The sequence below is a fragment of the Mucilaginibacter xinganensis genome, from assembly GCF_002257585.1.
GTDB classification, from domain to species: domain Bacteria; phylum Bacteroidota; class Bacteroidia; order Sphingobacteriales; family Sphingobacteriaceae; genus Mucilaginibacter; species Mucilaginibacter xinganensis.
Map to the genome: position 1 here is coordinate 4154092 of NZ_CP022743.1, position 12827 is coordinate 4166918.

Annotated in this window: 7 protein-coding genes; 1 reads left to right on the plus strand and 6 read right to left on the minus strand. The window is 43.1% G+C overall.

Annotation, left to right across the window (positions count from 1 at the left end; genetic code table 11):
* Window positions 1-24 precede the first annotated feature (24 nt).
* From MuYL_RS18205 to trhO, 6 genes are all read right to left on the minus strand, one after another.
* Window positions 25-1698 (minus strand): glucoamylase family protein, encoded by a 1674-nt coding sequence (locus MuYL_RS18205; protein WP_094571913.1) that lies wholly within the window; start codon window positions 1696-1698, stop codon window positions 25-27.
* Between the two features lie 80 nt (window positions 1699-1778).
* Window positions 1779-2651, minus strand: a complete 873-nt coding sequence (locus MuYL_RS18210; protein WP_094571914.1) for a LamG domain-containing protein — start codon at window positions 2649-2651, stop codon at window positions 1779-1781.
* A gap of 21 nt (window positions 2652-2672) precedes the next feature.
* Entirely contained in the window at window positions 2673-4154 is a 1482-nt protein-coding gene (locus tag MuYL_RS18215; RefSeq protein ID WP_094571915.1) for a RagB/SusD family nutrient uptake outer membrane protein, read from the minus strand.
* Between the two features lie 11 nt (window positions 4155-4165).
* Window positions 4166-7210 carry a SusC/RagA family TonB-linked outer membrane protein gene (locus tag MuYL_RS18220; protein ID WP_094571916.1) on the minus strand — a complete coding sequence of 1015 codons (3045 nt, stop codon included), beginning with the start codon at window positions 7208-7210 and terminating at the stop codon, window positions 4166-4168.
* Between the two features lie 266 nt (window positions 7211-7476).
* On the minus strand, window positions 7477-10365 hold the full coding sequence (locus tag MuYL_RS18225) for a triple tyrosine motif-containing protein (protein WP_094571917.1): 2889 nt from the start codon (window positions 10363-10365) through the stop codon (window positions 7477-7479).
* Between the two features lie 82 nt (window positions 10366-10447).
* The gene (gene trhO / locus MuYL_RS18230) at window positions 10448-11407 is read right to left on the minus strand and encodes an oxygen-dependent tRNA uridine(34) hydroxylase TrhO (RefSeq protein ID WP_094571918.1); all 960 of its coding nucleotides are present in this window, start codon (window positions 11405-11407) and stop codon (window positions 10448-10450) included.
* 209 nt (window positions 11408-11616) lie between these two features.
* On the opposite strand from trhO, the gene kbl reads away from it, so the two are divergent.
* A complete protein-coding gene (kbl, locus tag MuYL_RS18235; RefSeq protein WP_094571919.1) occupies window positions 11617-12807 on the plus strand; it encodes a glycine C-acetyltransferase in 1191 nt (396 codons plus the stop codon).
* Window positions 12808-12827 lie beyond the last annotated feature (20 nt).

Below are 12827 nucleotides of genomic sequence, written 5' to 3' on the forward strand. Positions count from 1 at the left end.
CCTGTTTAGCGCACGGCTCAGCGTCTATAAGTTAGGGCTGGTAAAGCCCAGTTTCTTCATGCCCGTTTTAACTTCGGGGCAGCTCATAAATAAATTCCACAACAGGCCGCTCCGGTAGTTTTCGGTCATTACAATTATTGGCCCCTGGTCAATGGCCAGGTATGAGTCGGCAAACCAGGTGGTATTTAAATTAAATGCATCATAAAACCCATACTGGCCCCAGGTTTTGTCGCCCAGTTTATAGTAAAAGAATTTTAAAGCCTGCATAGATTGTGTTGGTGTGTAAGGCAACGAAGCTATTGCCGCTGTGGGTGCTATAACGCCAACATCATTAGTGGGCGAACTCGCCGTATAGCCATTTTCAATATCGCTCGCGGTTAATCCCCAGCAATCCGCACTGTAGCCATTGTAAGCTTTAGGGTTGGTTACACAATAGTTATAATTTATTTGCGTGTGTGCCTTGTTCTGCACATCGTAACTGGCATAGGCGTCAGCTAAACCATTTGGATTGATGCCCAAAAATGAATACTGTGCAAAAAACAAAGGGCCGCCAGCGTCGGGGCCAAGTGGTAATTTAACCCCGTAAAAAGTGTTCCCGTTTTTTATAGCACCATTTAGCGCCCAGCCATTATCATAAACAACCTTAGGAATGGTATGCGTGGTGGATGACGCGGCCATAACATAAGTTATTAATGCTTCGTCCCAGCCATTAACCTGCATATTGGATGACCATGCATAATTGGAGCTCCAGTGCCAGAACAAGGTATTCTGGTTGTTTTGCCTGAACCAGTCCCATTCCACATTATTCCAGATGGCATTGATATCTGTTCTTAATCCGGTTTCGGCAACGCCGGCCCCGTTAAAATACTGACGGGCAGTTAAAAGCCCCTGCATTAGGTAGCTGGTCTCTACCAAATCAGCACCGTCATCCTGCGCACTAAAGGGAACTACTGCGCCGGTGGCACCATTCATCCAGTGCGGGAAAGCACCATGAAACTTTTGAGCGGTATTTTTTAAGAAAGATACGATCTTTTGCATCCTGGCCAAACCATCGGCGCGTGTAATAAAGCTGCGGTTTACGCCGGCAACAATAGCCATTATGCCAAAGCCTGATCCGCCGGTGGTTACAACGTCGCCCGAGGTATTGCGCTCGCGCGCCAGGCCGCTGGTGGGATGCCCGAATTCCCAGAAATATTTTAGGGTTTGTTTCTCCACCAGATCCAGTAGCTGATCATCAGAAATAACAGGGAATTTATTTATTGAATCAATAGCGGTAGTCAGCTTTATAGCAAGGCTGGATTGCAGCGAACCATTTGCTGATGACAGCAGTCCGGTTGATACTTCCAGCGCATACTGGGTTATGGGCTGCAAGGCTGCAGGGTTGATAACAATGGTGCTATCATTATTTTCATAAGTGGTGCTAAACGTTGCTGCCGTGCCTGTTTTAGTTTTCAAACTCACACTGCCGGTTACAGAGGTATGATTTACCGGCGCGTTGAATGATATTTTAATAACCGGTTTAGTATTTACATTAACATAAGTAAAACCGTTATACACACCATTTACTTTTAACGCATTAAAACTGAAAGAGGCAGGCACCGGGGGAGCCGGTGGTGTCGGGGTAACTGTTTTTCCCTTGCTGCACGCCATCAATATCACCAATAGCCATAACCCGCTATAAACTTTAAAATACTTCATCCTTTTATCAGCTATACCTGCCCGTTTTAAAAAAAGAGGCTGCCCGGATTACCCAGGCAACCTCACAATCAATCAACTGTTTACCTTCCGGCTTTCTCTAAACCGTATAATCCCCTTATTTCTGAAGTGGATAACGCTTTATTATAAATTCGCACCTGGTCCATTGACCCTGTTAAATAACCTGCCCATGGTTGAGCGCCTGTATTAGCGGTAAGTGACGGCGTAGTTTGGAACTGTAAGGTTCCAAAAACCATTTTTTTGGCTTTTGACCAATCAAGGGGAGCAAAACCATTTACTGTATTAATCCCCGCAACTGCGCCATTGTAATATACACTAACTGTTGAACTGGCGTCGCTATAACTTACCATAATATTAATCCAAGTGTTCCACGGATTGTCAACAGTATAACCACCTTCCCAGGCGTCTTTGCCGGCTTCGCTACCTGTAATGCTAAATGCGTGTACTTTCAATATCCCGGTTGTAGCCGAACCACCGTTATCAAAGAATATAGCGAGGCTCCCCCAAAAACCTGCACCGCCTGCCTGGTCGTTATCGATATCAAAAACGCCCAGCGCATTTGTGTTTTGAGGCGTCTTTACCCAAAGACTTACCGTAAAGTCATGCAGGCTTTTAACAGCTGCGGGTACATCGCTCACCACGTAACCATTATCTGCTCCCTGCAAGCCCTTGCCAATAACACCTGTGGTAAAGCTGGTACCAGTTGCAACACCATTTGTTGCCGAAACACTATCGGTAAGCGAACCGTTAAATGGCCAGTATGCAACTAAATTCGCTGCAGCCACATCCTTTGAGTTTGAAAACCCTTCAATTTTAGGCAGTGGTTTTGATGGCGCGTATGTTTTTGCATCAAAACTTTTCTGACATGAGGATATAGTGAAAATTACAGCAGCAGCCGTGGCTCCTGCTATAAGTATATTTTTTGTTGTTCTCATCTCTTTATATTTTTATGATAATTAATAGTTAGGGTTTTGAACTAAAGTTCCCGCACTTAAATCAATTTCGTTTTGCGGCAAAGGCCAAACTTCGTTCTTACCTGCTGTAAATCCTCTTGAACCAAAAACTTCCACACCTCTTCCCTGACGGATTACATCAAAGTAACGGTCAAATTCTAAAGCCAACTCTACCCTTCTTTCGTTATAAATTGCTGTACGCAACGCTGCCTGGTCGGTAGTAGTTATTTTAGGTAAAACCGCACCATTACCTGACCTTGCACGCGCCCTAACCAATTCCAATGGAACCAAAGCAGCGGCCGAACTGCCCAGTTCATTATTAGCTTCAGCGTTCATCAGCAATACATCGGCGTAGCGTAATGCAATTTTGTTTTGTTGACAGCCCTCATTGTAGCCTGATACATACTGGCTAAACGGCACGTATGATTTTTGGTTGTACATACTACTATTTCCGTTTGATGGGATAACATCCCCCTCGGGAGTTGTTTCGCCCCTGAAAATTATGGTCGCATCTTTTCGCGGATCGCCAGCTTCGTAGGCAGCAACAAGGCTCGCGCTGGGTACATTAAAGCCCCATCCGCCACCTGTGGAGCCATCAACCCCCTGTACTTGTGAATACTGCGAGTTTGAAGCATCAGGATTATTTGGAACAAGCGCGCATTGAATTTCAAAAATTGATTCGGAATTGTTTTTATTGCTGGTTCTGAACATCTGCTCATAGTTAGGAAACAGTGTGTAACCCAAGCCCATTACCTGGTTAGTGAAGTTAAGCACATCACTCCATTTCTTTTGATACATAGCAACTTTAGCGTGCAAGGTTAACGCAGCTCCCTTAGTAATACGGCCTATATCAGCAGCTCCGTATGATTGCGGCAATACAGCAGCGGCATCGGTTAAATCTGTTTCAATTGCAGCCCAAACCTGCGCCTTTGGTGTGCGCGGAATATTATATTCAGAAGCCCCCTTTGGTACGTGCAAACGTAACGGCACATCGCCAAAAGCTCTTACCAGTCTAAAATACGCCCAAGCCCTTACAAATTTAGCTTCAGCCAAGTACCTGTTTTTTAATGTTGCATCCATGCTAATACCGGGTACATTGTCTAAAACCTGGTTGGCAAAGTTGATGGTTTTATATTCGCCACCCCAAAAATCAGCGATCTGACCTTCGCCTGAGTTTGCTGTAAAATTGTGAAAGTCGTTCATAAACGCTGCGTCCACGGCAGTACTTCCTTTTTCTACATCGTCAGACCCCATGCTTTCGACAGCAATAGGTGCAAATGCAATATTTGTCCACTCGTGCAGGTTGGCATACATAGCGCTAACAGCCTTTGTAGCATCATCCTGAGTTTTCCAAAATTGTGAAGCTGCCTGATTACCCGCGGGGTTTACATCCAAAAAGCTCTTTTTACAGCCCTGGAATATTGTAATTGATACAAGAAAGCTTATTCCAAGCGCCTTCTGCAATATTTTTTTACTATTCTTCATCGTTATTCAAATTAAAAAGTAACGTTAACACCAAAATTGTAAGTAGCAAACAAAGGGTAAACCTCTGAATCGATACCCAAATTACCTACCCCACCGCCAATTTCAGGTGTAAAACCTTTATACCCAAATATGTTTATTGCGTTTTGGGCATTGGCATAAAACCTTATTCTTTGCACGCCATATTTTCTAAGTGAATTGCCCGGTAAAGTATAGCCTAACTGTGCATTTCTTACACGAAAATATGCTCCGCTTTCAACAAAGAATGAGTTTGGTTTTGAATTGTCATTAGAACCTACATTTGTTGACGGATATGTTGTAGAAGTACCCGCCCCATGCCAGCGATGATCATAAAAATCCTGGGTGAAGTTTTCATTACCAAAACGGAAACCAATGTTTGCATTATAAACACTTACATCAGCAACGCCCTGAAGGTCTATTGCCAAATCAAACTGTTTGTAAGTAAATGCAGTGTTAAAACCATAGCTAATCTTTGGATTAGGGTTGCCAAGTACAGTTCTGTCACGGCTATCAATTGAATGATCTCCATTCATATCCTGGTAAATAAAATCCCCGGGCTGCGCATTCTTTTGGTTAGACGCTGCAACCTCAGCAACGGTTTGAAAAACACCGGTAACTTTATAGCCGTAAAACTCGCCAATTGGCTCGCCAACAACAGTACGCGTAGCTAAATTGCCATTAGCAATGCCATTTCCGCCACTGTAAATTGGATTTTTACCACTTTGCACATCAAGCACTTTGTTAGTGTTTACACCTATATTACCGCTAAATGAATATGAAAACTCTTTGGTAGGCTGGTCTTTCCAGCTCAACACAAACTCAAAACCTCTGTTTTGAATAGTAGCCTGATTTCCTATAATTGAACCGCTGTTTGTACCTACTGATGCAAGAATAGGAATTGCAAATATTGCATCTTCAGTTCTCCTGTTGTAGTAATCAGCTTCGAACGATAACCTGTTGTTTAAAAACGCTCCCTCGATACCAAAATCGCTTGATACCCCTTTTTCCCAAACTATAAATGGAGGAACAACGGTGTTTATGCTTCCGCCCTGGGTTGGAACCTGTGGATTACCAAAAATAGCTGTAAGGTAAGGATCGGCAGAAACAGTTTGTATCGATGGATTGATAGGAACTACAGAGTTACCTACTTTACCCCAGCTTCCACGCAGTTTTAAATTATCAAAAATGTGCTGCCCTTTCATAAATTCCTCATTGGTAATTACCCAACCACCACCTATTGATGGGAACCAACCATAAGGATTTGGATAAAATTGAGAGGCTCCGTCACGACGAATTGAAGCATTCAATAAATATTTATCCTTGAATGAATAGTTAACACGCCCAAATTGCGATAAGGTGCGGGTGTGCAACTGATCAGCAGCTGTAGGAATAAAAGTAACGTTTGCACCGTCAGGAAATGAGGTGTGCAGATTACCGCTTGAGCTGTACGGCACGTTATCTGCCTTTGCTTCATTTTGGTAAACCCGGTTATTTTGAGCGCTATAGCCCACCAAAGCGGTTAACTTGTGATCTTTTACCTTGTAGTCATAAGTAAGCGTATTTTCCCAAATCCAGTTACGGGTTTCATTATGGGTAATATCCAGGTTTGAAATAGTCCTGGTCTGCGCTATCGTTGCTTTATAAACCGGTGAGTAGATCCTTGATTCAACCTGGCCTAAATCACCACCGAAACTGGTTCTGAATTTTAAATTTTTTAATATTGCTAATTCGGCATGCACGTCTCCTGTTAAACGGTGAGTGATTGTTTTGGCATTATTAAAGTCTAATGTAGCTTCCGGGTTAAAGTTGTTACCGTTACCTGTGCCATAATCAGCTGGATCGCCGTAAGCACCGTCCTTGTAAAATACCGGTAATGTTGGCGCAGCCGAATATAACTGGTGAAAAATACCACCCGGAATATCTTTAGATGTACTAAATACACCGTTTGCACTATAGCCCACTTTTAGTGCCTTAATCGGTGTAAAATCGTTGGAAAAATGCAGGGTGTAACGCTGGTAGTTATTATTGCGAACAAGCCCGTCCTGATCTAAATAGCCAAAAGAGTAATTATAGGTAACTTTATCACTACCGCCGCTTAATGAAACCTGGTGATTGGTTACCAAAGCGTTCCTAAGGATCTGTCCATACCAGTCAGTTCCTTTTCCAAAACTTGCCGGATTATCAAATAATGGCGGTTTAGCATCGGCAGCAGCAACGCCTTTATTACTATAATTTATTAACTCGTTAACAGCCGTAGCATATTCGGTAGCATTGGCCATTTTCACCTGGTTTGTAGCTGCCTGAAAGCCTACATATCCGTTATAAGTGATTACCGGCTTTCCTTTTACCCCATGTTTTGTGGTAACAAGTACAACACCATTCGCTGCACGTACACCATAAATAGCCGTACTTGAAGCATCTTTTAGTATAGTAATGTTTTCAATATCATTGTTATTTAAAAAACTAATATCACTATACCAGGTGCCATCAACAACAAATAGCGGGCTTACATTACCAAAAATGGTTCCCAAACCACGGATGCTGATTTGAGGAGATGAACCCGGCGAACCATTATTTGTGATGTTAACTCCAGACACTTTGCCTTGCAATGAACTCAATGCGTTTGTTGAGGCCTGTTTGGAAATTTCAACACCTTTAACAGACGAAACTGAACCTGTATTATCAAGCTTTCGCTGAGTACCGTATCCAATCACCACAACCTGTTGCAGTTCGTTAGTGCTCGGTTGTAGTTTGATGTCAATTGCTGACTGTCCGTTTATAGCAACTTGTAATGTGGCATAACCGATGTAGGATACCTTTAAAGTTGCGTTCGATGGAGCGTTAATCGCAAACGCGCCATTAACGTCGGTTTGAGTACCTGTAGATGTTCCGGTTACTGCAACGCTGACACCAATAAGTGTTTCGCCTGTTTTTGCATCTGTAACCTTACCCTTTACGGTAATGCTTTGTGCAATTGCAGCATTCATAAATAGGAAACATAACAATACTAACCCTGAGATTGTAAAAATTCTCTTCATAGTGGTTAATTAAAATTTAAGAAAGTAGGATAAAAATTGGTTTTTTTTGTAGGTCGAAGTTGATGAGATAATACTATTTTAACAAAAAATATAACTCTACATTATTACATCACTGCCACATATACTTGCTCAATTAATTTTTACAAAAGTTACAACTATTTACAAATCAGTTGTTTATATTTTACTTAGTGTAATAAATACATACTACACTGTAAAGTAAGTTGCTACTTCGTTTTAAATAAGGTATGAGAGGTAATGATGTAGTGTTACAGCTCAATGAGAAACTCGACAAGATTCTTATCATGCTCCAAATTGAGCTTTTTACGCAGGCGATATCGCCGGATTTCGACACCGCGTAAGGAAATATTTAATAAAGATGCCATTTCTTTACTGCTCATATTCATACGCAGGTAAGCGCAAAGTTTCAGATCATTTGGTACAAGATCCGGATGTCCCGACTTTAATTTTTTAAAGAAGTTTTCGTGCGCTTCGTTAAAGCTGCTTTCAAATATGTTCCAGTCGCGCTCATCGTTCATACCTTCGTCAATAACCTTTTGGATGCGGCGCAGCTGCTCATCTGCCAGTGGCTTGCCTGAATTGTCTTTAAGGTGCGCTATCTCATCGCTTATTTTTTGCAGCAACTCATTCTTATAAACAATGTTCATGGCTGAGTTGGCCAGTTCGCGGCTTTTGCCAGCCAGGTCGGCCTGCAGCTGTTCGTTTTTTATCTTTACTATTTCCTGCTCGTTAACCAGTGCTTCCTGCTTCAAAAACTCTTCTTTTTCCCGCTGCAGTTTTTCGTGAATATGGTTCTGATGTCGTTTTAACTTGAGCCGGTAATATTTAACAGCTAAAAAGTAAGCTAAAAGCACCAGCAGCAAGTAAAAAAATACAGCTATTTTGCTGGTGTACCATGGCGAAAGAATGGTGAAGACGAGTGTGGTAACCGGCGAAATGTTCTCTTCGTTTATTTTAGCCCTTACTTTAAAAGTGTAGGTTCCCTGGTTAAGATTGGTAAACTCCTTTTGGGTTTGTGTGCTCCAATCACTCCATTGCTTTGAATATCCTTCCAAGTAATACTGGAATTTAACTTTCTCCTGCCTGTAAAATGGCAGCGAGTAAGAGATGCGGATATTGTTTTGCGCGTAAGGGATCTCAATATCACCCTGGTCGCCATGATCCGTAATTGGGGTAATGCGGTCGGTTATATTCTCAATGCGGCGCACCAGCACGTTTGGCAGTTTGGTGTGCGTTTGCTGTAAGGCATCTTCATCATTCAAAATCACAAAGCCGTCGTCAACACTTATAAGGGAGATAGAGCTGTTGATGCGGCTGATGTTCTCATAATCCTTAACCATCCGGCCATCGAGGATGTTAAAACGGTTCGAATCAATACTCAGCCTACCCGGGGTGGACAAATCGGCCAGGGCTACCCTGCCATGGTTAATAAACCAATATCTTTTGCCCAGCGCCGGAATTATTTTGTTTGATGATGCAAAGGTACCCAGCATTTTATTCAACTGCTGGTACTTTGAAAACCGGTCGCTAATATCATCGTAAACATAAAAGCCGGAATCGGACGAGAACACCATGCGGTTATCCAGGTTGAAAACGTTGATATTGTAGCTACCCGGCAACCCTGATCTTTTATCGTAATATTTAATGGAAGCGGCCTTTTTCAGGTCGGCTGTTAGCGCCACCTTGTAAATACCTTTGTATGCATGGCTCACCCAAATCTGCCCTTTATTGTCCTGCTCCACGTAACGTGAGGGTTCGCCGAAGCCATCCACTTTATAATCGAACACCCAATTGCCGGCATTATCCTTCTTATAAACCACCAGCCCCGTGTAAGTGCCCTGAATCAGTTGGTTTGCGTTGAGTTTTTTTATTGTCCAGCCGCCACTTATACCCGTTATTTTTGAGATAGTGCTGCTATTAACCTGGAAAGTACCCGTATTATGCCCGCACAGCAGGCGGCCATCCTGCAGGGAGAGCTCCCAAACCTGCCCCTGCGACCCGGGAATCAGCTTAAAATCAAATGACTGGAACAGCCTTTTATTACCGTTTGAAACCCAATCGCTGTAAAAAAGCCCCTGGTTGGTTCCTAAGTAGATCTTGTTGTTAAAAATGATGCTGGAGTAAACGGTACCGAAACGGCCGCTTTTATCAAAATAAAAATAAAGCGGCGAGTTGATTTCAACGCGATCAATCCCATTGTCAAGACCGGTCCACAGGTTGTGTTCCTTATCAACAAATAAACTCAACACGGTGTTGTTTTGCAACCCGCTTGATTTATTGATGTGCTGCACCACATTGCCTGCCGTATCAATTATAATTACGCCATTTAAAATAGTGCCATAGGCAATATACTTACCTAAAAGCAATACGCCGTTGTTAAGCTGATAAGTTTTCAAAAAATCGCCGGCCTGGCTGTTCCATTCCTTTATTTGTTTATTGGCGTACATGAATAAGCCGTTGCGCGCCGTCCCGATCAAAAATTTATTACCGGGCAGGGACAACATAGACAATACGCCGCTGTTACCCATTTTATCGCTGCCCTCAATATATTCAAGCTTGTTGTTCTTTAGTTCAAACAGGCCCTTATTCACCTCTTCCACAAAATACCTGCCGCCGGTTTTATATAAAAAGAGGAAAGGGTTTAAGCCTTTTATCACTGTGATCCTGCCCTGACTGTAAACATAAATGGAGCCGAATGACTGAAAGATCACCTGCCCGTTATCAACATAGATCTTCCAGATCTCTTCGTTAACGGGCCGGTATTTTTGTGGGACCAGCTTGGTGAGGGAATAATATTTGAGCGATCCGTTCCTGGTGGTTTCCCAATAGCCAAATTCGCCGAAGCCGCCCGAGTACACCTTGCCTTTTCCATCAGCAGCTACCGAGCGCACGATAAGACCGTTAGGCATAGGGTACGACTGCCAGTATTTACCATCGAAGGTTAAAAGGCCCTCGGAATTGCCAAAATACATAATGCCGTGCTCGTCGCGGGTAATTGACCAGTTTTGATTGCCCGACTGATAAAGTGCCTTGGTATAATTTTGTACGTAAGGAACGCCAATACTTTTAATATCGGCAGCAGTAACACTTACGACATTTATAAATATTGAAATAAAAACCAGCAGTGCTTTACGCATAGAATTACATGAAGGTAAATTAGCCATGCGTCATTACGGGGAACAAAGCAATGACGATGTGAAGATAGGAAATTAACACAGTTTATTCTGCCAATTGAACTTTAGCTTTCTTCGCAACATTTACCGGCTGCGGAATTTTTACGTAATACCCTGTACCATCGTAAACCCTTTTGCGCGGATGTTCCTTGCAGGCATCACTGCAGCAGCCATCCATCTTTTCGCCGCACTCATCGCACTGGGTAAAATGCTCATTGCACTCGGGGTTGGCGCAATTGATCATTTTTGGTGTGGTTTTCCCACAGTTATAACAGGTTGAGATCACTACCGGGTTAATGCTGTTCACATCAACCGAAAGGCGGTTATCAAAAACATAACACTTACCTTCAAAGTCTTCGCCGCCAGCCTCTTTACCGTATTTTATAATACCGCCATGCAGCTGATAAACATCCGTAAAACCTTCATGCAACAATAGTGCCGATGCTTTTTCACATTTGATACCACCGGTACAGTAGGTTACCACTTTTTTATCTTTGTATTGCGCCAGTTCATTGATCATTGCCGGGAAATCCCTGAAATTTTCAATATCAAGCGTAATGGCATTTTTAAATTTGCCCAGGTTATGCTCGTAGTTTGAGCGCACATCCAGGATCACTACGTCTTCGGCATTCTTCATCGCCAAAAACTCATTTGGCTCCAGGTATTTGCCTGTTTTTTGTTGCGGGTTAATAATGTTCGGATCGCGCAGGCCTGAGTGTACGATCTCTGATTTGTACCGTACATGCATCTTCACGAACGACGGCGTATCCACCTCATCACCCTTAAAATCGATATCTGCAAACCGCGGATCGGCATGCAGAGTATCCATATACGTTTTACAGGCTTCGGGCGTGCCTGAAACAGTACCATTCAAGCCCTCTTCCGCCACAATAATGCGCCCGGCTAAGCCTAAACTTTTACAAAATTTTAAATGATCGGCAGCAAATTGCTCCGCATCTGCTATTGTTGAATAACAATAGTACAGGAGTGTATTATATTTTTCCATAAAATTCATCAATACCGCTGCAAACGGTGTGAAATGAGCTGCAAAAATAAGAATTTTTCGGGAAGTCCGAAAGGTGAATCATAGCACAGGCAATCAAAATCAGCACCATCCAAATAATTAACTAATATGAGGGGTTAAAAATCCCAAAACGAACATCTGACATCCGAAATCAAAATTGTAATTTTGCACCCAATAATAACTGACACATTATGTACAACACACTACAGCCGGTTTTACAACAGGAACTTGCCGATATTGAAAATGCCGGTTTATATAAACGGGAACGCATCATCACATCGCCGCAGGGTGCCGATATCACCGTACAGGGCGGTAAAGAAGTAATAAATTTTTGCGCCAACAACTACCTGGGCCTTTCAAATAACGCTAAAGTTATTGAGGCTGCAAAAGCGGCTATGGATACCCATGGCTATGGCCTTTCGTCCGTGCGGTTTATTTGCGGCACCCAGGATATCCATAAAACATTGGAGAAAAAGATAGCTGAGTTTTTAGGAACTGAGGATACCATTTTATATGCCGCTGCATTTGATGCCAACGGCGGTGTTTTTGAACCCCTGTTTAATGAGCAGGACGCTATCATATCTGACGAACTGAACCATGCCTCCATTATAGACGGGGTACGTTTGTGCAAGGCCCAGCGCCAGCGCTACAAGCACGACGATATGGCCGACCTGGAAGAAAAGCTTAAAATTACCGCCGGCTGCCGCCACCGTATTATTGTTACCGATGGCGCTTTCAGCATGGACGGGACCATTGCGCAGCTGGATAAAATTTGTGCCTTAGCCGAACAATATAATGCTTTGGTGATGATTGACGAGAGCCACTGCTCGGGTTTTATGGGTAAAACCGGAAGAGGTACCCATGAGCATAAGGGTGTAATGGGTAAGATAGACATTATTACCGGCACGCTTGGAAAAGCTTTGGGCGGTGCATCAGGCGGGTTTACATCAGGCCGTAAAGAGATTATTGACATGCTTCGCCAGCGTTCGAGGCCGTATTTGTTTTCAAATACATTAGCACCATCAATTACCGGCGCATCAATAGCCGTGCTGGATATGCTGAGCGAAACTACCGACCTGCGCGATAAATTGGAAACCAATACCCAATACTTCCGCCAAAAAATGACCGAAGCTGGTTTTGATATTAAACCGGGTGTACATCCTATTGTGCCGGTGATGTTGTACGAGGCCAAGCTGGCACAGGAATTTGCCGCTAAAATGCTAGACGAAGGTATTTATGTGATTGGTTTTTACTACCCGGTAGTTCCGCAAGGTAAGGCGCGGATCAGGGTGCAGATTTCCGCAGCGCATGAACCCAAGCACCTGGATAAAGCTATTGCAGCATTCACCAAAGTTGGAAAAGAGTTGGGGGTGATAAAATAACACGTATGAGTTTGTTATAT

What these genes read in the sequence shown, in the direction of transcription:
- MuYL_RS18220 (WP_094571916.1), bottom strand. Translation starts at nt 7,210, where the DNA reads ATGAAGAGAATTTTTACAATCTCAGGGTTAGTATTGTTATGTTTCCTA.
- MuYL_RS18215 (WP_094571915.1), bottom strand. Translation starts at nt 4,154, where the DNA reads ATGAAGAATAGTAAAAAAATATTGCAGAAGGCGCTTGGAATAAGCTTT.
- trhO (WP_094571918.1), bottom strand. Translation starts at nt 11,407, where the DNA reads ATGGAAAAATATAATACACTCCTGTACTATTGTTATTCAACAATAGCA.
- MuYL_RS18205 (WP_094571913.1), bottom strand. Translation starts at nt 1,698, where the DNA reads ATGAAGTATTTTAAAGTTTATAGCGGGTTATGGCTATTGGTGATATTG.
- MuYL_RS18210 (WP_094571914.1), bottom strand. Translation starts at nt 2,651, where the DNA reads ATGAGAACAACAAAAAATATACTTATAGCAGGAGCCACGGCTGCTGCT.
- MuYL_RS18225 (WP_094571917.1), bottom strand. Translation starts at nt 10,365, where the DNA reads ATGCGTAAAGCACTGCTGGTTTTTATTTCAATATTTATAAATGTCGTA.
- kbl (WP_094571919.1), top strand. Translation starts at nt 11,617, where the DNA reads ATGTACAACACACTACAGCCGGTTTTACAACAGGAACTTGCCGATATT.